Here is a 23,692-nt window from a genome sequence, read left to right on the forward strand (position 1 = left end):
AGTTTTTCGCCAGAAATGGCCGGTGGTCCTGTTGACCATCGGCCTCTACCCCGCTTTCACCGCCGGCGTTCGCGCCGACGACAATCTCGACAGCAGCATGCGCAGCATCAGCCCGTCGCAACTGCAACAACCGGCAGGCAATGAAAGCCGTCAGCGCCCTGCCCCTGCTCTGAAAGCGTCCGCCGATGCGGACCCGTTGGGGCTGGAACAAGCGGTCAGGCTCGCCGTGGACTGGCACCCACGCATCGGCGAAGCCATCGGCACCCTGTTCCAGCAAGGCGAAGGCGTCAACGTCGCCGAATCCGGTTATTACCCGCAGGTCACCGGAGGCATCAAGGGTGGTTACACCAGCGGTTACGGCAGCGATGCCGGCAGCCAGTCGGTGAACATTTCCCTCAAGCAGATGCTGTATGACTTCGGCAAGGTTTCCAGTTCGGTCGACGCCGCCCGCGCCCGGGTGGCGCGCAGTCAGGCGGGGATTCTGCTGGCAATCGACGACATCGCCCGCGACACCGCCAGGGCCTACATCGAAGTGCAGCGTTATCAGCGTCTGCTCGAGGTTGCCCGCGAACAGATTCAGGGCATCGGCGGCATCGTCGACCTGGCCAAACAGCGCAGCGACATGGGCGCCAGCACCCGCTCCGATATGGTCCAGGCGCAATCCCGCGCAGAAGGCGCGACGGCGACGTTGCAGGAATTCAAGGCGCAATACGCACGCTGGCAAGCGACCCTGACCAGTCTGCTCGGACGACGCACGCCGCCAGCAGTCAGCGACGCCGCCGCGCCGACGCTAACCCAGGCCTGCGACGCCTCGCAGATCTCCGACACCCTGCCCGCCGTCCTCCAGGCCGCCGCGCAACGCACTCAGGCCCAGGCCGAGCTGGCCCAGGCCAAAGCCGAGGCCTACCCGACCCTGTCGCTGCAACCGTCGGTCAACCAATATCTGGACGACCATTACGACGATCAGAACTCGCGAGCCGATCGCACTCAGGTCGGGATCTTTCTCAATCTCGAAGTGCCGATCTACCAGGGCGGTGCGATCAGTGCGCGCAGCCGCGCCGCCGGGCATGCGCTGACCGCAGCGGACTCGGCCGAAGACTTCGCCCGTCTGCAAGCGCGCCAGGGTCTGGCCGAAGCCCAGGCGCAAACCTCGGGTCTGAACCGGCGGCTGCGCTCGCTGGAATTTCGCCAGACCAGCATCACCGAGGCGCGCATGTTGTATGGCCGCCAGTACCTGGAACTGGGCACGCGACCGCTGCTCGACCTGCTCAACGCCGAGCAGGAAATCCACCAGTCGCGCTTCGATCTGGTCAACACCCAGGCTGATCTGCAACGTCTGCAGATCGACTGCTTCTACAACAGCGGTGCGATTCGCCGGGTCTTCGGCATCGACCACAGCGCCATCCAGAATGTCGAGATCCTGCCATGACCGATGTCAGCATCACTGTCCCCGAACCCGCCGCTGCCGAAGCTCGCGAAGATTATTCGCCATGGCTGGAAGCGGTGCTCAAGGTCGCCCGCCACTATCGCCTCGACGTCTCGCCGGAAAGCGTGCGCCTGGCTTCGGTGCACAGCGAAGGCCGCGTCGAAGAAGTGGTTCGGCACATGGCGCGGCAGGCCGGTTTAAGCGTGAAGTTCGCGGTTTTCGACAACAAGAGCCTGAGCCGCTGGCGCACGCCGCTGGTGGTGCAACTGCGCGATGGTCAGGTCGGCGTGCTCGAAAGCATCGGCGAGACCGGCGAGCTGGGCATCTGCTTCAGTGGCGACCAGGGTTTGCAGAGCCGCATGGACGCCACCGCGCTCGCCGAGCAAGCCCTGCGCACGGTGATTCTGCGTCCGACGCAACCGGTGGCGGACGTGCGCACCAACGATTACATCAAGCCCTACGACGAGCACTGGTTCCGGCGCATCGTCCTCACCGATCTGCGGCCCTACAGCCAAGTGATGATCGCCTCACTGGTGGCCAACCTGCTGGGCATGGCCGGGGTGCTGTTTTCCATGCAGGTGTACGACCGGGTGATTCCGGCCGAGTCGCTGCCGACCCTGTACGTGTTGTTCGGCGGGGTGATGCTGGCGCTGCTGTTCGATTTCGTCATGCGCATTCTGCGTCTGCGCATCACCGATGTGCTGGGCAAGCGCGCCGATTTGCGCGTCTCCGATCTGGTCTTCGGCCACGCCCTGCGCCTGCGCAATTCCGCGCGGCCGAAATCCACCGGCTCGTTCATTTCACAGTTGCGCGAGCTGGAGCAGATCCGCGACCTGATCACCTCCAGCACCGCCACGGCGCTGGCGGACATGCCGTTTTTTCTGCTGTTCCTGCTGGTGTTCTATTTGATCGGCGGGCCACTTGTGTTGATTCCACTGGTGGCGTTGGTGTTCATGTTGCTCCCCGGGATCATCGCGCAACCGCGTCTGGCGCGACTCGCCAATGCGTCGATGCGTGAAGCGGCGCTGCGCAACGCCATGCTGGTGGAAAGCATTCAGGGCCTCGACGACATCAAGGCGCTGCAGGCCGAGCAGCGTTTCCAGCAACAGTGGAATCAGTACAACGCCGCCTCGGCGGACAGCAGCCTGCGCCTGCGCACCTTGACCAACAGCCTGGTGGCGTGGACGCAGAACGTACAAGGCGGAGTGTTCGCGGTGGTGATCGTGTTCGGCGCGCCAATGGTGATTGCCGGCGACCTGACCACCGGCAGTCTGGTCGCGGCGTCGATTCTGTCGTCGCGGATGATGGGGCCGATGGCGCAACTGACCCACGTGCTCACCCGATGGCAGCAGGCCAAGGTCGCGCTCGAAGGCTTGAACCGGATCATGCAGATGCCGGTGGATCATCCCGAAGGCAGCCAGCGCGTGCACTTGCCGGCGATTCGCGGCGACTACCGCCTGCGTCAGGCCAGCTTCCGCTACAGCGAAGAATCGTCCCCGGCGCTCAACAACATCGACCTGAGCATTCGCCCCGGCGAGCGCATCGCCCTGCTCGGCCGCAACGGCGCTGGCAAGTCGACGTTGCTGCAAGCACTGGGCGGCGCGATGGATCTGAGCAGCGGTGAAACCACTCTGGACGGCATCGCCCTGGCACATCTGGATCCGGCCGACCTGCGCCGCGATGTCGGCCTGCTCTCGCAACAGGCGCGACTGTTTCACGGCACCTTGCGCGACAACATCACCCTCGGCGCCGGTCAGGCCAGCGATCAGGAAATCATCGCCGCGTTGACTGTCACCGGTGCGCTGGACTTCGTTCGGCAGCTGCCCAAAGGCATGGATCATCTGGTACTCGAGGGCGGGCTGGGTTTGTCTGGAGGTCAGCGTCAAAGCCTGTTGCTGTCGCGCTTGTTGATCCGCCAGCCACAAGTGCTGCTGCTCGACGAACCGACCGCCGCGCTCGATGACGTCACCGAGCGGCTGCTGCTGGAAAAACTCGCGACCTGGACCCAGGGCCGAACGCTGGTGGTTGCCACGCATCGGGTCAGTGTGTTGCAACTGGTCGAGCGGATCATCGTTCTCGACAACGGCCGCATCGTCATTGACGACCATCGCGACGCGGCATTGGCGCGGCTGCGCGCACCGGGTAAAGGAGTGGCGGTATGAAGCCGATGATGACCGACGTGCCAGATCCGATGTCCTACCTCGATGGCCGCGATGAGCGCGCACTTGCCGGTGGCGCAAAGGTGATCTGGGGTTGCGCGCTGATGCTCGCCTGCTTCATTGCCTGGGCGGCTTGGTTCGAGATCGTCGAAGTCTCGACCGGCACCGGCAAAGTGGTGCCGAGCTCGCGCGAACAGGTGATTCAGTCGATGGAGGGCGGCATTCTTGAGCAGCTCAATGTCAGCGAAGGCGCGTTGGTCGAGCGCGGGCAGATCCTCGCGCAACTGGACCCGGTGAAGAACCAGTCCAACGTCGGCGAAAGCGCGGCCAAGTACCGCGCGGCGCTGGCCAGCGTCAACCGCTTGCAGGCCGAGGTCAGCGAAAAGCCCCTGACCTTCGACGCATCGCTGCAAGAGTTTCCTGATCTGATCCGCGCCGAAACCGAGCTCTACCAGACCCGGCGCAAAGGTCTGGCGGAAACCCTCGACGGCATTCAGAGCTCGCTGAAACTGGTACGTAGCGAACTGGCAATCACCGAGAATCTGGCGAAGATCGGCGCCTCGAGTCGGGTCGAAGTGCTGCGCCTGACCCGTCAGCGTTCGGAGCTGGAATTGAAAGCCACCGAAGCCCGCTCCGATTACATGGTCCGCGCCCGCGAAGACCTGGCCAAAGCCAACGCCGAGGCGCAAATGCTCGAAGCGGTGATCCGTGGGCGCACCGATTCACTGTCGCGCCTGACCCTGCGCTCGCCGGTGCGCGGCATCGTCAAGGACATTGAGGTCAGCACGATTGGCGGCGTCATTGCGCCCAACGGCCAGGTCATGCAGATCGTACCGCTGGATGAACAACTGCTGATCGAGACGCGTATCTCGCCGCGCGACATCGCCTTCATTCACCCGGGCCAGGCGGCGAAAGTGAAAATCACCGCCTATGACTATTCGATCTACGGCAGCCTCGACGGCGAAGTGGTGACGATCTCGCCGGACACCATCCAGGACGAAGCCAAGCCGGAAATCTTCTATTACCGCGTGTTCATCCGTACCGCTTCGGATGAACTGCGCAACAAGGCCGGCAAACGCTTCGCCATCGTGCCCGGGATGATCGCCACGGTGGACATCCGTACCGGCGAAAAAACCGTGCTCGACTACCTGATCAAACCACTCAACCGCGCCCGCGAAGCGTTGCGCGAACGCTGATCAGCGGCTGGCCAGTTTGGTCGCTGGTGGCGCTATGGGGGTGATGCTGGCCTGATAGCGCGACCACTCGCGATTGATCTCCGCGTACGGCAAAAAGATGCTTACGCGCGGTTGATCGAGCAAGTCCTTGCGCTTGAGGCGGCTGACATCATCGCGGGTGAGAAACGCCACGTTGATGCCAACCACTTTGCCATCGGCGGAAAACACCGGCCCTCCGGACATGCCTTTGGCCAGCGCGCCATTATGGGTGCCGTAGAGCACGTTGCCCTCTTTGACGTCGAGGCGAACCATGGCCGGCAGCGCCTGGCCGGTGCCCTTGACCGACATGTACAGCGAATTGAACCCCACCGAAGTCAGCTCCTCGCCCGGCTTGTAGCCGCGCCACGCCGGCACGCTATTGGCCTTGTGGCGGAAGAACTGCACGTCTGCCTGCCCTTGGAAAACCGTGCCCGACAAGTAAGGAATGTGCTTCACCGTCACGGCGAAGTCTTCGTTCCATTGCACAGCCGAACCCATCAGCAGGTAAGGCAAAGGCGCGCCGGAGTGGACGACAAAGGCTTGGTCTAAAACAGGATCCTGAACAAAAGCGACTGGCATTCCATTGCACCCGCTGAGCAGCAACGACGCTGCAACAAGTGACTTGAGGGGGCGCATTTTCGGTACATCTTGAGGTGAGGAAAGGTGCTGCAATATGTCATTGCGCCATCACTTTTAGCAATAGGCTCAGCCTACCGCTTGTCGGCGTGCGATATAGTGAGTTAATGATTGGATCCAAGCAATTTCCCGGCAATGCACGCAATCAACAGCGAATGAACGCAAATGATCGCGATTGTCTTCAACCAGGTCGAGTGATCCCATGCTGACGAAGCTTGCGGTACAGGGTATTGCGGCTAATCCCCAGACGACGGGCAACTCGCGCGATATGCCAGTGTTCAGCTTCAATCAAGCTCAGCAGAGTTTGCCGTTCGGATACGCCCAGTGGATCGTCAACAGGTTGGTCGTCACTTGCGGGCAGTAACTCATGCACGTCCTCCAGCGTGACCCGGCCTTCCACTGCCAACGCCACCAACGTACGCAAACAGGTGCGCAGTTGCCGGACGTTGCCCGGCCAGGGCTGCGCCAGCAAGCGCTCTCGAACTCCCGATTGCAGCCGCACAGTGGCGCCCGCCGCTTCTTCGCGCAGCAGGAGGTCGAGCAGACGGCCCTTGTCGGAACGCTCGCGCAGCGGCGGCAGTTCCACGGCGAAACCGCCAATGCGATAGAACAGGTCCTCGCGCAGGCGTCCGTCGGCCACGCAGGCTGGCAGATTCTGGTGACTGGCGCTGATCAGGCGTACATCAAGCGGTCGCGGCGTTGCGCTGCCCAGCGGCACAACCTGGCGCTCTTCGAGCACGCGCAGCAGACGGGTCTGTAGCGCGAGGGGCATGTCGCCGATTTCGTCGAGAAACAGAATGCCGCCATGGGCCTGCTCAAGCTTGCCGACCATGCCGTCCTTGCGCGCGCCGGTGAAGCTGCCGCCGCGATAGCCGAACAGCTCGCTTTCAATCAGCGTCTCGGGGATCGCCGCGCAGTTGATCGCAACAAACGGCTGGCCGGCGCGCGAGCTGGCGCGATGCAGCGCTGCCGCAAAGGCCTCCTTGCCGGTGCCGGTTTCACCCTGCAGAAACACCGGCACGTCACGCTCCAGTACACGCAACGCGCGAGCGAATCCGCGTTGCAGGCGCGGGTCTTCCAGGCACACGCGCTCATCCTTGATTGGCGGGACAGGCGCAAGGGTCAACGGCGCGGAGCGGATCGGTTCGCGCAACTGGCCGTAGAACAAGCGCCCGTCGGCCAGGCGCATCGGCCAGCAGACGTGCGCCTGAGCACTGGCCTGCTCGAGCAACTGCTCCATCGGCGTTTCCAGCAGCATCGTCAACGACTGCCCGACCATCTGCTCGCGGCTCAGGCCCAACAGATCGAGCGCCGCCGCATTCACCGAACAGATCCGCGCACTCTCATCGAAGCTGAGCAGGCCTTCACCCAGCAGCCCGACAAACCCGGCGTCGGGATGAAACCGCAGCAAATAGCGCTGCGGATCGTGGCCAAGGAAAAAACAGCTCTCGATCAACCTGGCCGACAGATTGGTCAGGGCCATGGCCTTGAAGCGTTGCTCAAGGCTGCTTTCCTCGCGCACGGAGGACAGGTTGAGCACCGCGAGCAACTCACCGCTGGCGTCGAATATCGGGCTGGCCGAACAGGTCAGGCCGACGTGCTGGCCACGGAAATGCTCGTCGCGGCGAATGGTCACGTGCTGGCGCTCGACCAGGCAGGTGCCGACGCCGTTGGTGCCCTCGTGCTCCTCGCTCCAGACCGAGCCGAGCCACAGCCCGGAGCGCTGGAACTCGCCGCGTTCGGCTTCGTTGAACACGCTGTCGATCGCCACGCCGCGCGCATCGGTGAGCAGCACGACATGGCCGTCACGTCCCAGTTGCTGGTGCAGGCTGTTCATCTGCCAGTGCGCAACGGAAATGATGTGTTCCAGCGGCGCACGGTGTTCGCGCAAACGCGCCTGTTCGAGCACATCCGGCGCGCGGCGGCTGGCCGGATCGAGCTGGTATTGATCCAGGCAACGCCGCCACGAACGGGTGATCGCCAGGTCTGCCGCCGCGCTGTGGCTGGCAACAGAGCCCTGCACGGCTTGCAGTACCTGGCGCGCGTGGGCGTTGATCGAGGCCGGTTTCATTGTTGTTGTTCTCCGCTTCGGTGAAGACACGGGTGTGTCCGCAGCTTAGATGAAAAGCTCGTTGCGGGGGAATTTCGCGCCGAGTGACACAGTGTCATCCGCGATTCTCGAATTTGTGACATGTCGCCTGTGCCAAGCCTTGTCGGCCTTTGCATCAAACGCTCTGGCCCGCGTCTTTCAAGGAGATGGCCCAAGCCTTGCTCTGATGCCATGGCTTACCAAAACAACAAGATCGGGAGTGGCCCCATGAACATCGCTATTGAAACCCCTTTGCAATCGCCAACAGCGCAACTCGCCGCTTGGGTCGAACGCCTCGGCGGACGTCTGGCGCAACGAGATGTGGACGGCACGCTGGAGCTGTTTGCCGAAGAATGCCACTGGCGTGACTTGCTGCTGTTCAGTTGGAACCTCGTCACCCTGGAAGGCAAACCGGCGATTCGCGACATGCTCGAAACACGCCTTGAGCAGACCCGGCCCGAACGCTGGCAACTCGAAGGTGAAGCCACGCTTAGCGATGGCGTGCTTGAAGGCTGGATGAGCCTGGAAACCGACTCGGCGCGCGGCAAAGGCTATGTGCGCCTGAAAGAAGGTTTGTGCTGGACGCTGCTGACCACCATGCGCGAACTCAAAGGCTTCGAAGAACCCAGCGGCCGCCGCCGGCCGATGGGCGCGAGCCACGGCCATGCCCACGCTGACAAGCGCAACTGGCTGGAGCGCCGCCGCGATGAAGAAGCGGCGCTGGGCATCACCACGCAACCGTACTGCCTGATCGTCGGCGGCGGTCAGGGCGGGCTCGGCCTCGGCGCAAGGCTCAAACGCATGGGCGTACCGACGCTGATCATCGACAAAGCCGAACGCCCCGGCGATCAATGGCGCGGCCGCTACAAGTCGCTGTGCCTGCACGACCCGGTCTGGTACGACCACATGCCCTACCTGCCCTTCCCCGACCACTGGCCGGTGTTCACCCCGAAAGACCAGATCGGCGACTGGCTGGAGATGTACACCAAGGTCATGGAACTCAACTACTGGCCCCGCACTGAGTGCCTCGGGGCTACGTTTGACGAAGAGACTGGCCGCTGGACCGTGGAGGTCCTGCGCAACGGCGAGCCCGTCACCCTGCAACCGACGCAACTGATCCTCGCCACCGGCATGTCTGGCGTACCGAATGTGCCGGTGTATCCAGGCGCCGAAAACTTCCAGGGCCAGCAACATCACTCCAGCCGTCACCCCGGCGGCGATGCGTGGAAAGGCAAGCGCGCAGTGGTCATCGGCGCGAACAATTCAGCCCACGACATCTGCGCCGATCTGGTGGAAAACGGCACCGAGGTGACCATGGTGCAACGTTCGAGCACGCACATCGTGCGTTCGGACAGCCTGATGGAACTGGTTTTCGGCGGGCTTTATTCCGAAGAGGCGCTCGAGTCGGGGCTGACCACGGACAAGGCCGACCTGCTGTTCGCCTCGATTCCGTACAAGGTCATGCCACAGTTTCATCGGCCGATCTTCGACGCGATCAAGGAGCGCGACAAGGACTTCTATGAACGCCTGAGCCGGGCGGGTTTCATGCTCGATTTCGGCGATGACGAATCGGGTTTGTTCATGAAATACGTACGCCGTGGCTCGGGTTACTACATCGACGTCGGCGCCTCGGAACTGATCGCCAACGGCACGATCAAGCTCAAGAGCGCGCCGGGCCTCGGCGTCGAACGCATCGAAGCGGATGCGGTGGTGCTCACCGATGGCAGCCGCTTGCCGGCCGATCTCATCGTTTATGCGACAGGTTATGGCTCGATGAACGGCTGGGCCGCGAAGCTGATTTCCCAGCAAGTCGCCGACAAGGTCGGGCGCTGCTGGGGCCTGGGTTCCGGCACCACCAACGACCCCGGCCCGTATGAAGGTGAACTGCGCAACATGTGGAAGCCGACCCAGCAGCAAAACCTCTGGTTCCACGGCGGCAACCTGCATCAGTCACGGCACTATTCACTGTATCTGGCGTTGCAGTTGAAAGCCCGTTTCGAAGGCCTCGACACCGATGTTTATCGCCTTGCAGAGCGCCATCATCTGGGCTGATTCCTCAAGTGGTCGTTCGTCGGTGCGCAGACCAAGCGCACCGGCGAACTGGAAAGTGCGTGCTAGGGTGTCTAGCCCAAGCACGTTTCAATCCAGGAAAAATGAGGAGGATTCATGCCACTTCATCCCATTCTGTTCATGGGCGGTTCCGGCGCCATCGGCCACCAGACGGCCCGCGCATTGCGCGCAGCGCATCCCGACGTCCCCTTGCTGATCGGCGGACGCGACCTCGCCAAGGCTGAGCAAACCGCCGAGCAAATCGGCAATGCCCAGGGTGTGGTCATCGATGCTCGCGCAGATGATCTGGGGCTGGGTGATCGCCCGGTCAGCGCCATCGCCCTGTTCTACATGGACCACGCCCTCGCCGGGCTGCGCTTTGCGCAAAAGCGCAAGGTGCCGCACTTGAGCATCTCTTCCGGCGTGTTCGAAATCGCCCCGCAGATCGCCAGTTTCATCCACTCGCCCGACGCGGCGCCCATTGTCCTCGGCTACGAATGGATGGTCGGTGCCACCACCGTGGCAACGCTGCACCTCGCCAATGCATTCGCCCGCGTGCACGACATCCGCATTCATGCACTGGTCGACGAACAGGACGGCGGCGGCCCGACCGTGGCCGTCGATTTCGAGCACCTGAACAAAATGCTGCCCGCCGCACTGACCCGCCGTGACGGCGAATTCATATGGCGTGAAGGCGACGACGCCAAGGTGAGCTTCAGCGCCGTCGACGGCACGACCCTGCAGGGCGCCGGCTTTTCCTCCATCGACGTGACAGGCCTCGCCGCCGCCACCGACGCCCCGAACGTCGAGTTCAACCTCGCCAGCGGCGTCAGCTCGACCCGGCGTCAGGGTCAGCCGATGTCGACGGAAATACTCATTGAACTTGAAGGCACGGATCACAAGGGATCTGCGTTGCGCACCCGCCACGCCGTGGTTCACCGCGCAGGCGCAGCGGCGTTGACCGGGCTCAGTGTGGCCATGTTACTGGAGCGGCTGGTTGGGCTGGATGGGCAAGCGCAGGTAAGGCCGGGGCTGTATTTTCCCTATCAGTTGCTGGAGGCACAGGTGTTTTTGCAGCGGTTGAGAGAGGACGGTGGGGAGTTGATCGAACTACTTGAGTGAGACGGCGCACAGGTCACTCGACACTTGAACTGCTCGTTTGAGAGAGTACCGGTGCTGCCCGCCACTGCTCGCAAGGATTGATTGCCATGGATTGCATCCCCACGCTTTACACCCGCCGCTTGATCCTCACGCCGCTGCAACTGAGCGATGCAGCGGCGGTGCAACAATTGTTTCCGCAATGGGAGGTCGTGCGCTATCTCGACAGCCGCGTTCCGTGGCCGTATCCGGACGACGGCGGGCTTGTTTACGTCCGCGATGTCGCGCTGCCCGCGATGGCTGCCGCAAAGGAATGGCACTGGATGATCCGCACCCGCGTTCAGCCCGAGAGCTGCATCGGCAGTATCAGCCTGTTTGATCAACCGGGTAACCATCGAGGCTTCTGGCTCGCCCCTCAGTTTCAGGGCAACGGCTACATGCGCGAGGCCTGCAAGGTGATCAATGCCTACTGGTTCGATACGTTGATGCGCCCATTGATGCAGGTGCCCAAGGCCGCCGCCAACCGCGCTTCGCGCAAGATTTCCGAAGATGAAGGCATGCGGATGGCTGAAACACGGGACGGCCAGTTTGTGTCGGGGCCGATGCCGGTGGAGGTGTGGGAGATCACGCGCAGCGAATGGCTTGCCGAAGAAACAAACCGGTCAATTGATTGTTAGAGCCGATCAAGTGCTCAATCTTGCGTATATGCTGCTGTCTGCAAAATCAGGACAAGTACTCCCCAAACGTTCGAGACAGTAGAAATGATCTCCGATCCAGGAACACCAACGCTTGATCAACTGAAAGTATTTCTGACGGTTGTAGAAGTGGGCAGTTTTGCCGCTGCGGCCAGAAAACTGCATCGCGCGACATCGGTGGTGAGTTACTCCATTTCCAATCTGGAGATGCAGCTCGGGGTTTCACTGTTTGACCGCAAAACCACGCGCAAACCGCAACTGACGGAGGCAGGTCGAACCGTCCTGGCTGAAGCACGCACTATTACCAACGGCGTAAATGGGCTGCGCGCAAAAGTCTCCGGTTTGCTGCATGGGCTTGAAGCAGAAGTTCACCTCGCGCTCGATGTAATGCTCCCTGCCGAGCGAGTAGTCGATGCGTTGAGGACCTTCAGGGAAGAATTTCCCACAGTCACTCTGCACTTGCACATGGAAGCCTTGGGGGCAGTGACCCAACTGGTGATGGAGAAGAAAGCTGGAGTCGGCATCAGCGGTCCGCTGGACATTGGCCTGGACGGCATCGAGCGCATCGGCGTGGGCAGTGTTCAATTGATACCGGTCGCCGCGCCTGCACACCCGCTTGCAACCGAGTGTTCCAAATCCCCTGGCGCTGCCAGAGAGTTTGTTCAATTGGTGCTATCGGATCGTTCAACGCTTACGGGTGACAAGGACTTTGCCGTCGTGAGCACTCGCACTTGGCGACTGGCGGATCTGGGCGCCAAACACATGCTTCTCAAAGAGGGCATCGGATGGGGGAATATGCCGGTGCCCATGGTTCAGTCTGACCTGGACGAAGGACGCCTGGTCGAGCTTGATATGCCCGACTGTAAAGGCGGCACCTATGCCTTCGATGCGATTTATCGAACCGACTCGCCGCCCGGTCCGGCTGGGCAGTGGCTGATCAAGCGGTTCGGCGAACAGCTCTTGCCGACGTAAGCAATTCAGGGAAAAGAGCAAAAATCCGACAGCCTGAGCAAGGCTGCCGGAGAGATGCATGTCAAAAAGCAGGAAAGTTGAATTGTCGAAAGCGACTGACAACAACTGTTTATCCTCTTTTGATCCCCGGAGGCGCCATGACCGCATTTCGAAAATCCGACTTCCCTTTGAGCGAGGTTCGCCAGCATCTGGAAACCGGCCCCATCGTCCTGGTGACCTCCGCCTGGCAAGGTGAAACCAACATAATGACCATGGGTTGGCACATGATGATGCAGTTCTCCCCCGCCCTGTTTGGCTGCTACATCTGGAGTGCAAACCACAGCTACGAGCTGATCCACAACAGCCAGCAGTGCGTCATCAACGTGCCCACCGTCGAATTGGTGGACCAGGTTGTTGCCGTCGGCAACAGCAGCGGTGGCGCCATCGACAAGTTTGCCCAATTTGACCTCACAGCCGCCCCCGCAGAACGGGTAAAGGCCCCGTTGATCAAAGAGTGCTACGCCAATTTCGAGTGCAAGCTGTTCGACTCCAATCTTATCGGCGAGTACGGTCTGTTCGTGTGGGAAGTGGTCAAGGCGCATGTGGCTACGTCGGTGAAAAACCCCAAAACCCTGCATTACCGCGGGCAGGGGAAATTTATGGTGGCGGGCGAAACCCTGGATTTGCGCGATCAATTCCGCCCACAGAATCTGTAATACGACACTAATAAAAAAGCCGGAATGTTCATTCCGGCTTATGCGTCAGCGCTCGGGATATAACACCATGCCCGCGTGGTACAGCACGTTATCTCGAAACTCTCCGTCTGCGGTAAAGCCAGTATCGTCCACATACTCGATGTGGTCGCCTTCCAGCCAGTAGCGCCCTTGATAAGCGCTTTTTTGCCGACCGCGAGCCTCGTCATATCGCCCTCCTGGCAGCAACTCATGGCGAATATGACCGTCGGCTGTCACCCACATGCCAACGTACTTGCCCTGATCGCCGGCTGGATTTGCCGTGGCGTTTTCTTGCGCATCAGGGGTTACGCGAATTTCGACATCGGACATTTTAGAACTCCTGTTTTCAGATCATAGTTTCCTGCCGTTCAGCAGGATTTGAAGCAAGAGTAAAAAGTCGCGGCGCGGTGCCGTTATGCAATTCCTGCGCAGGTTTTGCCCAATGCTCCAGGCGCTCGCAGAACGTCTAAGCGAAGGACTACGCGAACTTCTGCAAAGGAGAGAAGGCCCGCGCATCTTTCAGCGCCCGTGCCCACCAGGCCAGCTGGATCAACAACTGCGCCATCGAAACCCGTGCTTGCGCAAAGTGCTCCAGTCCGAGGCCTTGTTCGAGACGCTCGGCAATCTCAGCGAACTTCACATAGCCACCAACAGGCATGGCCTGCAGCTTCAACAACTCGCATCCAAGCTCGTCGACCTCATCCTCCCCGCCGGTCGTGGTGCCATAACCAACAAATGAACAAGGTCGTCCCTGGAGGTGTTCAGGCCAGCGCGCCATCAAGACTTTCAATCCATGCTGGTAACCAAGGTGACGTGCGGGCACCAAGACGATATAGGCATCTGCTGCCGCTAGCGCTCTCAAGCACACTCGACGACCGGGTTGTTCCGAAAAATCGTCTATAAATCTCAGGTCAAACGGCTCTACCACGCTCAACGCAAATTCGCTGCGGTCTTGCACCACGGCGGTAATCCATTGCACCAACGCCGTGTCTACGCCGTTGGACTGGTTGCTGTTATGGATCAGTACTAATTGCAGTGTGTGAGTCATTTCAGCCTCCGAGCAGCTATCAACTTGGCAATGTTCTACGGTTAGAGAAAACAACGTGACAGCAAGAGCGCGATGGTTGGAAGTGGCCACTTCTTTGCTTGCAAAGTCGGCAACCGTTCCATATCGCGTTGGCAAAATATTAGGCGCGCGAAATGGTAGATAAACAGCCCGTGCCCAGGCACACGATTTATGACGTGAGTTCACATGCGACGACTGGATATCAATTGCTTCGCCGAGATGAGCGTGTTCGTTAAAGTGGTGGAACGCGGAGGTTATTCAGCGGCCGCAAGAGCTTGCGCGATAACCCCCTCTGCCGTGAGCAAGCTCATGACGCGCCTGGAAAGCCGTCTTGGCGCACGTTTGCTGAGCAGGTCCACGCGCAAGCAACTGCTGACGCCAGAAGGAATGGCTTTTTACGAACGCAGCGTTGCCATACTGGCCGATCTTGACGAAGCGGAACGCGAAGCATCTGCCAGTTCTGCACCGCAGGGAGTGGTCAGAATCAGCTCTAATGTGGGTATCGGCCGCCAGCTTTTTCTTCCCATCATCAACTTGTTCATGAATCAACATCCTGGGGTCAGCGTCGAACTTTTCCTCACCGATGAGGTGGTCGATCTCATCGAAGCACGTGCGGATATCGCCATACGCACCGGAGCGCTCAAGAACTCCAACCTTGTGGCGAAACGACTCGGGCAATCCAGAGGGCTGATCGTAGGATCTCCTGACTACCTGGCGGCCAAGGGCACTCCGCTGGTGCCTCAAGACCTTGCCGATCACAACTGTCTGGGTTTCACCTTTTCGCCTCCCGCCATGGAGTGGGCCTTGCTCGACGAGAGCGGCGAGCAACGTATGTACCCGGTAAAAGGCAATCTGCGCGTCAGCGATGGCGACGCCTTGCGTGAATTGACGGTGCTGGGCGCAGGGCTAGCCAGGCTGGGGTTCTGCCAGGTTGCAGATGACCTGGCTGCCGGAAGGTTGGTTTGCGTCCTGCAACCATTCGTGCCTGCAAGCGTCACGGAGATTCATGCGATTTACGTCGGCCAAGGCGGACATCTGCCCGCACGCGTAAGAGCCCTGATGGATTTCCTCGCCGCCCATTTGCATGTTCATTGAACCGCAACGCGGGCAAAGGGCCGTTCCTTCAATGCATAGGCCAGCACAAGAGCCGCGGGCAAAGCAGCGCCCAGTAGGCACAGCCCTTCCCAGCCGACATACCGAATACCGAAACTTGCAACTGCGGAGCCAATAGCGCCGCCAACAAAGTTGATACTGATAAACACCGCGGTAATCCGTGAGTTGGCTGCGGGGGCCAGTTTGTAGATGACCGATTGATGGGTGATCTGCAAGCCCATTACGCCAACGTTCAAGGCCATTGCGGCAGCGATAATTATCCAGAGCCCTGTCGCCGCAAAGCTCAGCACTGCCCAGGCCAGTATCATCAACGAGGCCAACCCGAATGCCAGCGCGTGCCGGTAGCCATGATCACAGAGCCGGCCAACCACACCGGGAATCAACGCGCCAGTCACTCCCGTGAGCCCGATCAGTCCGATGCTCGAAGTCGAAAAATTGAACGGCGGTTGCGACAACAGTATTGGTAATCCAGTCCACAACATGCTGAAGCTGGCCATTCCCAGCGCACCGTAAAGCGCCCGGCGAGCAAGCGCTGGGTACTCGAGGATGAGTTGCCACAACGAGCGCATCAACTGCTCATAACGCACGGGCTGGCCTCGGCGCTCGGGCTCGGTTGGCAAGGTGATTCTGAGCAGCATGAGCAGGATCAGCGCCGCGCACCCGGCGCTGGCGTACACCAAGCGCCAACCTGCCGCGTTGCCGATACCGCCGGAGACCAGCCACGACAGCGGTATCGCGAGCAAGGCCCCGGTCATCACCACGCCGATCACTTGACCGCGCCGATGCTCGGCTGCGATGGACGCTACATACGGCACAATCAACATGGCAGCGGATGCCGTGACTCCACTGATCAACACTGCGGCGCAGAACAGCAAGAAATTCGGGCTGGCCGCAGCCACAAGCAGCGCTAATGCGTTGATGGTAAACATCCGGCTCAGAAGCGCTCTTCTTTCGAGGACGTCACCGAGCGGGACGACCAGCACAATGCCCAGCGTGTAGCCAAGTTGAGCGCAACTCACCAGCAGGCCGGACGTGGCAAGCGGAATACCAAATGCCCCCGTTACCAACGACAGGATCGGCTGCAGATAATAGAGATTAGCGATCATGGCCCCCGCTGCGAATGCGCAGAGCCACATGAAAGGTCGGGACGGGGACGACGAATTCATACAAATACTCCTCGGTAAATGCCGTTCAAAATTGGGCGAGTCAACTCACTCGCCCAGTTTTTCCCGCACCGCGTCGTCCCCGTTAACTCACTCCTCTCAGGTGTTTGCCTGATTCTGTAGCGTCCATGCCATCAGTGGGGGCTTCGCCTGTCAGGCCGTCGGGAAGTCCGCGCCACGGGCGGTAGACTCCCATGCGCTGAACTCGCGGCCCATGGCGGCAAGCTTCGCCTGCGCTGCCTCATAGGCTTCATTGCCCAACAGCAGGCGCGCCGGCGGCGCTGCGCAGGTAACCGCGGCGTAGATCGCCGCTGCCGCCCTGTCTGGGTCGCCAGCTTGATTGCCAAGAGATTGCTGGTACGCGCGCATCGCAGCGCCGGCGGTTGCCTGATAATCCTCGGCCACCGTTTGCGCAGCGCCCGAAGACCCCGCCCATTGGGTTCTGAAGGCGCTGGGCTGAACGGTCATCACGCCGATACCCAGTGGCGCAACTTCGGCGCGCAGACTTTCCGACAGGCCCTCAACGGCGAACTTCGTCGCGCAGTAGTGGCCGACCGCTTCGAACCCGACCAGACCGCCTACCGATGTGAGGTTGACGATCATGCCGGTGCGCCGCTTGCGCATGCCAGGCAGTACCGCGCGAATCATATGGGCCGTGCCGAAGTAGTTGACCTCGAACATCCGCCGAACAGCCCCATCGTCGCTGTCTTCTATCGATGAGAAATAGCCGACGCCGGCGTTATTGATCAGCACGTCCACTCGCCCGAAGCGATGCTCGGCCGCCTGTACGACCTGCATCGCCTGCGCCGGATCGGTCACGTCCAGAGGCAGAATCAAAGCGTCGCCGAGGGCGGCCAGATCCTCGATCTGCTGTGTGTTGCGCGCCGTGACCACCACACGCTCACCCTCATTCAGCAGCGCCGTGGCGATGTGGCGACCGAACCCGGTGGAACAGCCTGTAACCAACCAAACCTTAGTCTCGTTCATTGCAGTACTCCTCTAGATAGCGGCGGTTCAGGATTCGGCTGAACCGCGTTCGAGACCAACGTACCGAATCCGCCCCGCCACTGTTATCCGATTAATCCGCGACATTTGCCTGATCCTGCTCCCCAACACACGTCGCTGACCACAGTGGAAGGTCCACTTCGATTTCTGCTGCATTTCTAGTTTTTCGAACCTGATCATCGAAACTTGTCGGCTATTGCGCAAAGCCTCGCGATGACATCATCTGCTCCACAACGGCGCTTCATGGTGAAGCGCTGAAATCAGCGGAATCCACGTCATGTCCCACGCAGCCACAATTTCCAGCGTCACTGCTTCAACGTCTTCCAACCTCAACAGCACCGTTTCCTTGATCGGGCGGATTCTTCTGAGCGCGATCTTCATTCTTTCGGGCCTGTCGAAAATCGCGGCACCGGCCATGATGATTGGCTACATCGGCTCTGTCGGGTTGCCTTTTCCCGAACTGGCGTTGGGCGTGGCGATTGCTGTCGAGGTTCTCGGCGGCGTAGCGTTGATCGCCGGTTATCGCACACGTACCACCGCAGCGCTGTTGGCGATTTTCAGCGTACTGACCGCACTGATTTTCCATAACGCCCTGGCGGACCAGAATCAGTTCATTCACTTCTTCAAGAATATCGCCATGGCCGGTGGGCTCTTGCAGATCGTTTCTTTCGGCGCAGGGCGTTTCAGCCTCGACGCACGTCGCCACTAATCGAATCGCCGGCACGTCCATTCCTTCCGACGAGCCTTGACCATCACAACGGAGAGAATCATGAAAGCGATCCAAGTCGCGCAGTACGGCCAGGCAGAAGCGCTGGAGCTCAAAGAACTTGCGGATCTGAAACCCAATGACGATCAGGTGTTAATCAATGTTGCCGGTAGTGGCATCAATCCAATCGATTGGAAAATCCTCTCCGGTGCCATGCAGCAATTCATTCCTCTGCCACTGCCCTACACGCCTGGCGTGGAAGTCTCAGGCACAGTCGCCGCGGTGGGCAGGAATGTCAGAGACTTTGTCGTTGGCGACAAGGTGTTCGGGTTTATCGGGATTACCGGCGGATATGCGACCCAGGCCCTCTCAACGCCAGATCGTCTGGCCCACACGCCGACAACACTATCGTTGCAAGAAGCCGGCGGCGTGCCGGCGGCAGCGCTGACCGCTTGGCAAGCTCTGCATGAACACGCCGGAATTCAGGCAGGTCAAAAAGTCCTCATTCACGGCGGCTCAGGTGGCGTGGGCAGCTTCGCAATCCAGCTCGCCCGCCTTGCCGGTGCTTATGTGATCGCGACCAGCTCTGCGAAAAACCACGACTATCTGCGTTCACTTGGCGCCGATGAGGTGATTGACTACACCACGGCTAAATTCGAAGACAGCGTTGCTGACCTCGATGCGGTCATTGATCTGGTCGGCGGCGAAACTCAGAACCGTTCATGGAGTGTGATCAAGCGCGGGGGCGTTCTGGTTTCCCCCGTAAGCGCACCCTCTGCACAGAAGGCAAGCGAGCACGGTGTGAGTGGCAAAAATTTCGCCACCCGCTCCGATGGCAGCCAATTGGTCGAGATTGCCGCGCTGTTCACATCCGGCAAGCTCAGCCTTGAGGCTCAAGTGGTACCGCTGACAGAAGTTGTCGACGCGGTTAAACAAAGCTGGGCCGGACACACCCGGGGAAAAATCGTGCTCGATGTCAGCGCTCAGGCCGAATCCTGAACCAGATCGCATACATCGCCGGCAGAAACACCAGCGTGATGATGGTGCCAACAAACGTGCCGCCGATCAGCGTGTACGCCAGCGTGCCCCAGAACACCGAGTGGGTCAGCGGAATGAACGCGAGAATTGCCGCCAGCGCGGTCAACAACACTGGCCGCGCCCGTTGCACTGTCGCTTCGACCACGGCATGGAACGGCGCCAGCCCTTCCTGCTCGTTGTGATGAATCTGCCCGATCAGGATCAGCGTGTTGCGCATCAGAATCCCCGACAGCGCAATCAACCCGACCAGCGCATTGATGCCGAACGGCTGGTTGAAGATCAGCAGCGTCGGCACCACACCGATCAAGCCTAACGGCGAGGTAAGGAAGACCATGATCATCGCTGAGATCGAGCGTACCTGGACGATGATGATGAGCAGCGTCATGGCGATCATGATCGGCAGCAACGGCAGAATCGCTTTGCCGGCCTTGCCGGATTCTTCGATGGCGCCCGCCTGTTCAATCCGGTAGCCGGAAGGCAGGTTTTCGATGATCGGCTGCAACTGCTGGATGATCGCGCCGGAAACGTCCGGCGGCTGCAAGCCTTCGGCGATGTCGCCACGCACGGTGATGGTCGGCGTGCGATCACGGCGGCGCAGGATCGGGTCCTCCATGCGCACTTCCACCTCGCCGATCTGCGACAACGGGATGCGCTGCCCCGCCGCACCGACCAGGGTGAAGCCTTCGATCTGCGCCGGGTCGAGGCGGATATTGCCCGCCGCACGACCGACGACCTGCACGGAACGGATGTCCTCGCGAACCGCCGTGATCGGCACGCCGCTGAGCAGAAACTGCAACTGCTGGGCGACTGCGCTGGACGTCAGCCCCACCGCCTGCAAGCGATCCTGATTCAGGTTGAAGTGCAGCGTCGGCGTCAGCGGCCCCCAGTCAGTGTTGACGGTTCTCATCATCGGGCTGTCCTGCATCACCGCCCTGACCTGCTCGGCGATGTCGCGCAGCTTCGCCGGATCAGGCCCCATCACCCGATAGGCCACCGGGAATGGCGAATACGGACCGAACACGATCTGCGTCGCCCGAACCCGCGCCTCTGGAGCAAGCCCTTCGGCGACCGCTTCGCGCAAACGCAACTTGAGGGTTTCGCGAGCGTCCTGGTTGTCGGTCAGCACAACGATTTTGGCGAACGATGGATCCGGCAACTCCGGCGCCATTGCCAGGAAAAACCGAGGCGCACCCTGACCGATATAGGCGGTGACGATTTTGGCCTCTTCCTGCTTGTGCAGCCAGGCTTCGACTTTGGCTGCCGCCTCGCTGGTCTGCTCGATGGACGTGCCGTAAGGCATCTGCACTTCGATCATCACTTCGGGGCGGTCCGAGGTTGGAAAGAACTGCTTCTTCACCAGCCCCATGCCTGGGATCGCAACAGCAAACAGCGCGACCACCGCACCGGCCACAAGCCATTTGCGCGTGATCACCCACGTCAGAATCCGCCGGAAGCGGTTGTAGCGCGGCGTGTCGTAGATCGCCGCGTGCCCGCCTTCGACTTTCTTGATGTCCGGCAACAGCTTTACGCCCAGGTACGGCGTGAAAGCCACGGCGACGACCCACGAAGCAATGAGCGCGATGCCGACAATCCAGAACATGTTGCTGGTGTATTCGCCCGCCGTTGATTGCGCGAATCCGTTGGGCAGAAAGCCAATCGCCGTGACCAGTGTGCCGGCCAGCATCGGCGCTGCCGTATGACTCCAGGCATAGGCCGAGGCCTTGATGCGGTCGTAGCCCTCCTCCATTTTCACCACCATCATTTCAATGGCGATGATCGCGTCATCGACCAGCAGCCCGAGCGCCAGAATCAGCGAGCCGAGGGTGATCCGGTCAAAGTTCTTGCCGGTCGCCGCCATCACCACAAACACGATCGCCAGGGTCAACGGCACCGCCGCTGCGACCACCACGCCGACGCGCCAGCCCATGCTGAGAAAGCACACCAGCATGACCACCAGCAGCGCGACAAAGAACTTGACCATGAACTCGCCAACGGCCGAGTCGATATTCACTGCCTGATCGGTAACTTTCGAGAGCGTCATGCCCAAGGGCATTTCTTCGTTGATCCTGACTGTCTCGGCATCCAGCGCCTTGCCCAGATCGAGACCGTTCCAGCCCTCGCGCATGATCACGCCGAGCAATAACGCTTCTTCGCCGTCGTTGCGCACCAGAAAGGTTGCCGGGTCTTCGTAGCCGCGCTCGACCGTGGCCACGTCAGACAGCTTGAGTGTTCGGCCCTGAGCGACAACAGGCGTGTCACGGATTTTCTGCAACGTGTCGAACGCGCCATCGACGCGCAAAAATACCTCCGGCCCTTTGGTTTCGACCGATCCGGCGGGCGTCAATACGTTCTGATTGTTCAGCGCGGCGAAGATGTCCTGTGGCGCCAAGCCCAGCGTCGCCAGCCGATCATGGGACAACGAGACGAATATCCGCTCGGCCTGCTCGCCGATGATGTTGACCTTCTTCACGCCAGGCACATGCAACAGCTGCTGGCGTAACCTCTCCGCATCACGCACCAGCAAGCGCTGTGGCTCGCCCCTGGCTTTCAAAGCGAACAGCGCGAAGGTCACGTCGGAAAACTCGTCGTTGATCATCGGCCCGATGACACCCGCCGGCAGCCTGATCGCTTCATCGTCGAGCTTCTTGCGTGCCTGGTAGAACTCTTCCTGCACCTGCGATGGCGGTGTGCTGTCGAGCAACGAGACCACGGTGAATGCCAGTCCCGGACGCGTGTAGGTTTCCGAGCGGTCGTACCACTTCAGTTCCTGCAAGCGTTTTTCGAGGGGTTCGGCGACCTGATCCTGCATCTCTTGCGCGGTCGCTCCTGGCCACGCGGTGATGACGGTCAGTTGCTTGACCGTGAACGGCGGATCTTCCGCCCGGCCCAATTTGAAGAACGACAGGACGCCGGCAACAGCGATCAGAAAAATCAGAAACACCGTGATTGCGCGCTGGCGCACGGCGATAGCAGAAAGGTTGAACCGGCCCTCGCTCATGGACGACTCCCGGCAATCTGGCCATCGTCGCGGGCAAGCAAGCGTACTTCTTCGCCATCGCGCAGCAGATGCGCGCCCAGCGCGACAATCGGTTCACCGACGTTGAGCTGGCCAGCGACACGGGCCGAGTCATCGCTCAAGCCCAGCACCTCCACCGGGCGCCAGCTCACTTTCGCCGGTGTGCCGGCGATCACCCACACGCCGGGGCCTTTGCCCGGGTCGTAGATCGCGGCGACGGGCACCTTGAGCGCCTGATCTGGCGAAGAACCCTGGGCAATTTCGACGGTGACCGTCGAGCCGATTGGCGCATTGGCCAAACTGCCTTCGAGCACATAGCGCGCCTCGAAGGTACGAGTTGTGCTGTCGGCCGAATCGGAAAGCAGACGCAGTTTTGCGCTCACGGCAGCCGACGTATCGCCATACCGTTTTGCCTGAGCGGTCGAGCCCGGTGCGGGCCGCAAGGTCTCGGGCAGATGGACGATGGCCTCCCGCTGACCAGCCCGCGCCAACCGCACCACCGGTTGTCCCGGGCTGACGACTTGCCCCGGTTCGGCGAGGGTTTCCACCACCACGCCGTCAGCGTCCGCCACCAGCACCGCATAACCGGAAGCGTTGCGCGCAACGTCCGCTTGCGCGACAGCGGCATTGAGTTGCGCCCTGGCGGTGTCGGCTGCGGCTTTGAACTGATCGTAGGCCGATGCCGAAATGGCGCCGGCGGCGACGAGCCGGCGATTGCGCGCTTCGTCACCGGCAGTCTGTTTGGCTCGGGCGCGAGCGGCGCTAACCGCTTCTTCCTGAGCTCGCGCCTGCAGGCCGAGGTCGATCGGGTCGAGGCGCATCAGCGGCTGGCCGCGCTTGACCGTCTGGCCGGTATCAACCAGACGCTCAAGCACCTTGCCCGAGACGCGAAAACCCAGGTCGCCCTGCACTCGCGCCGCCACGACACCGGTGAACGATCGGGAGCCGTCTTCTGCAGGCTGCACCGCCGCCGACCTGACAAAGGGCGCCAAGGTACGCGGATCCTGCGCGGTGGAAGAATCCCCGCACGCCGTCAGGGCCAAGGGCAACAAACATACCGCGAGGGGGAAAGGTCGGAGCCGGCGCATGGAATGCCTTTACTGAAAATAGGATGATCATCATATTCTCAGTCTTGTGACCGATATCGTCAACCGTCACCAAATCGCCGGCCCGATTTTCATCGCTGAATCAGAAGCGATAGCTGACAGAAGTACCGAGCCCGCTGGCGCTGTTCTTGTATTTCGCGCTGTACGAACCCTTGCCCGCCGAGGTGTCGTTGATCTCGACGCTCTCTTCCCAGAGATACGAATAGGCGGCGTCGATGGTGACATTCTCCGCTGGAGTCCAACCGGCGCCGAGGCTGAACACCTTGCGATCGCCGGTGGGAATACGCGGCCCGCGATTGCTGTTGTTCGCCGGAGATTGATCAACCGAGAACCCGGTACGCAGCACTGAAATAACCAAACTGCGGCGGCCATGTTGCCCTAGTGACCATACAAGTTAAGAGTCACAATCAGAACAGCGGAAATGTCGT

General features: G+C 60.9%; 19 protein-coding genes and 1 pseudogene. 11 read left to right on the plus strand and 9 right to left on the minus strand.

The genetic code is table 11. The features are described 5' to 3' along the window. The first annotated feature begins 22 nt into the window (after positions 1-22). From ACV8MC_RS21635 to ACV8MC_RS21645, 3 genes are read left to right on the plus strand one after another with little or no spacing between them, the layout of a single operon-like run. The gene (locus ACV8MC_RS21635; protein WP_457265585.1) at positions 23-1,429 is read left to right on the plus strand and encodes a TolC family outer membrane protein; all 1,407 of its coding nucleotides are present in this window, start codon (positions 23-25) and stop codon (positions 1,427-1,429) included. Next, positions 1,426-3,588, plus strand: a complete 2,163-nt coding sequence (locus ACV8MC_RS21640) for a type I secretion system permease/ATPase (RefSeq protein WP_252887770.1) — start codon at positions 1,426-1,428, stop codon at positions 3,586-3,588. The genes ACV8MC_RS21635 and ACV8MC_RS21640 overlap by 4 nt, the downstream gene beginning before the upstream one ends. A gap of 5 nt (positions 3,589-3,593) precedes the next feature. Further along, positions 3,594-4,781: an HlyD family type I secretion periplasmic adaptor subunit gene (locus ACV8MC_RS21645; RefSeq protein ID WP_370593533.1), complete on the plus strand. Its 1,188-nt coding sequence runs from the start codon at positions 3,594-3,596 to the stop codon at positions 4,779-4,781. On the opposite strand, the gene ACV8MC_RS21650 is transcribed toward ACV8MC_RS21645, so the two are convergent. Beyond that, positions 4,782-5,378, minus strand: a complete 597-nt coding sequence (locus tag ACV8MC_RS21650) for a trypsin-like peptidase domain-containing protein (RefSeq protein ID WP_156388168.1) — start codon at positions 5,376-5,378, stop codon at positions 4,782-4,784. Between the two features lie 238 nt (positions 5,379-5,616). Then, a complete protein-coding gene (locus ACV8MC_RS21655) occupies positions 5,617-7,506 on the minus strand; it encodes a sigma-54-dependent Fis family transcriptional regulator (protein ID WP_056785066.1) in 1,890 nt (629 codons plus the stop codon). Positions 7,507-7,752: 246 nt separating this feature from the next. Here ACV8MC_RS21655 and ACV8MC_RS21660 point away from each other — a divergent pair, with 246 nt between their 5' ends. From ACV8MC_RS21660 to ACV8MC_RS21680, 5 genes are all read left to right on the plus strand, one after another. Next, positions 7,753-9,576, plus strand: coding sequence for an NAD(P)/FAD-dependent oxidoreductase (locus ACV8MC_RS21660; RefSeq protein ID WP_056786821.1), 1,824 nt, complete (start codon positions 7,753-7,755; stop codon positions 9,574-9,576). 114 nt (positions 9,577-9,690) lie between these two features. Further along, the gene (locus ACV8MC_RS21665) at positions 9,691-10,695 is read left to right on the plus strand and encodes an NAD(P)-dependent oxidoreductase (protein WP_457263417.1); all 1,005 of its coding nucleotides are present in this window, start codon (positions 9,691-9,693) and stop codon (positions 10,693-10,695) included. 86 nt (positions 10,696-10,781) lie between these two features. Next, the gene (locus ACV8MC_RS21670; RefSeq protein WP_457263419.1) at positions 10,782-11,348 is read left to right on the plus strand and encodes a GNAT family N-acetyltransferase; all 567 of its coding nucleotides are present in this window, start codon (positions 10,782-10,784) and stop codon (positions 11,346-11,348) included. An 84-nt stretch (positions 11,349-11,432) separates the two neighbouring features. Then, entirely contained in the window at positions 11,433-12,338 is a 906-nt protein-coding gene (locus tag ACV8MC_RS21675; RefSeq protein WP_024012654.1) for a LysR family transcriptional regulator, read from the plus strand. A 137-nt stretch (positions 12,339-12,475) separates the two neighbouring features. Continuing rightward, positions 12,476-13,033, plus strand: a complete 558-nt coding sequence (locus ACV8MC_RS21680) for a flavin reductase family protein (RefSeq protein ID WP_056785061.1) — start codon at positions 12,476-12,478, stop codon at positions 13,031-13,033. 45 nt (positions 13,034-13,078) lie between these two features. Here ACV8MC_RS21680 and ACV8MC_RS21685 read toward each other — a convergent pair whose 3' ends face one another. Further along, the gene (locus tag ACV8MC_RS21685; RefSeq protein WP_056786820.1) at positions 13,079-13,294 is read right to left on the minus strand and encodes an Atu4866 domain-containing protein; all 216 of its coding nucleotides are present in this window, start codon (positions 13,292-13,294) and stop codon (positions 13,079-13,081) included. A 235-nt stretch (positions 13,295-13,529) separates the two neighbouring features. Beyond that, positions 13,530-14,099, minus strand: coding sequence for an NAD(P)H-dependent oxidoreductase (locus tag ACV8MC_RS21690; RefSeq protein WP_016774391.1), 570 nt, complete (start codon positions 14,097-14,099; stop codon positions 13,530-13,532). Between the two features lie 204 nt (positions 14,100-14,303). On the opposite strand from ACV8MC_RS21690, the gene ACV8MC_RS21695 reads away from it, so the two are divergent. Continuing rightward, entirely contained in the window at positions 14,304-15,212 is a 909-nt protein-coding gene (locus tag ACV8MC_RS21695; RefSeq protein WP_423661776.1) for a LysR substrate-binding domain-containing protein, read from the plus strand. On the opposite strand, the gene ACV8MC_RS21700 is transcribed toward ACV8MC_RS21695, so the two are convergent. Together ACV8MC_RS21700 and ACV8MC_RS21705 are read right to left on the minus strand one after the other, a co-directional pair. After that, positions 15,206-16,336, minus strand: coding sequence for an MFS transporter (locus ACV8MC_RS21700; protein WP_252883650.1), 1,131 nt, complete (start codon positions 16,334-16,336; stop codon positions 15,206-15,208). The two genes, ACV8MC_RS21695 and ACV8MC_RS21700, sit on opposite strands and share 7 nt — an antisense overlap. 210 nt (positions 16,337-16,546) lie before the next feature. Further along, positions 16,547-17,380, minus strand: coding sequence for an oxidoreductase (locus ACV8MC_RS21705; protein ID WP_457263421.1), 834 nt, complete (start codon positions 17,378-17,380; stop codon positions 16,547-16,549). Positions 17,381-17,675: 295 nt separating this feature from the next. Between ACV8MC_RS21705 and ACV8MC_RS21710 the strand changes: the two genes are divergently transcribed. Both ACV8MC_RS21710 and ACV8MC_RS21715 read left to right on the plus strand, forming a co-directional pair. Beyond that, positions 17,676-18,107: a DoxX family protein gene (locus tag ACV8MC_RS21710; RefSeq protein WP_082228565.1), complete on the plus strand. Its 432-nt coding sequence runs from the start codon at positions 17,676-17,678 to the stop codon at positions 18,105-18,107. 60 nt (positions 18,108-18,167) lie between these two features. Beyond that, positions 18,168-19,103: an NADP-dependent oxidoreductase gene (locus ACV8MC_RS21715; protein ID WP_076563265.1), complete on the plus strand. Its 936-nt coding sequence runs from the start codon at positions 18,168-18,170 to the stop codon at positions 19,101-19,103. Here ACV8MC_RS21715 and ACV8MC_RS21720 read toward each other — a convergent pair. From ACV8MC_RS21720 to ACV8MC_RS21730, 3 genes and pseudogenes are all read right to left on the minus strand, one after another. Further along, on the minus strand, positions 19,081-22,140 hold the full coding sequence (locus tag ACV8MC_RS21720) for an efflux RND transporter permease subunit (protein ID WP_457263423.1): 3,060 nt from the start codon (positions 22,138-22,140) through the stop codon (positions 19,081-19,083). The two genes, ACV8MC_RS21715 and ACV8MC_RS21720, sit on opposite strands and share 23 nt — an antisense overlap. Next, positions 22,137-23,246, minus strand: coding sequence for an efflux RND transporter periplasmic adaptor subunit (locus ACV8MC_RS21725; RefSeq protein WP_457263425.1), 1,110 nt, complete (start codon positions 23,244-23,246; stop codon positions 22,137-22,139). Before ACV8MC_RS21725 ends, ACV8MC_RS21720 begins: the two co-directional genes overlap by 4 nt. A gap of 100 nt (positions 23,247-23,346) precedes the next feature. Further along, a pseudogene (locus ACV8MC_RS21730) lies at positions 23,347-23,610 on the minus strand (outer membrane protein transport protein); the annotation flags it as partial. Between the last annotated feature and the right edge of the window lie 82 nt (positions 23,611-23,692).

The organism is Pseudomonas sp. PK-RTE-24, assembly GCF_054052265.1.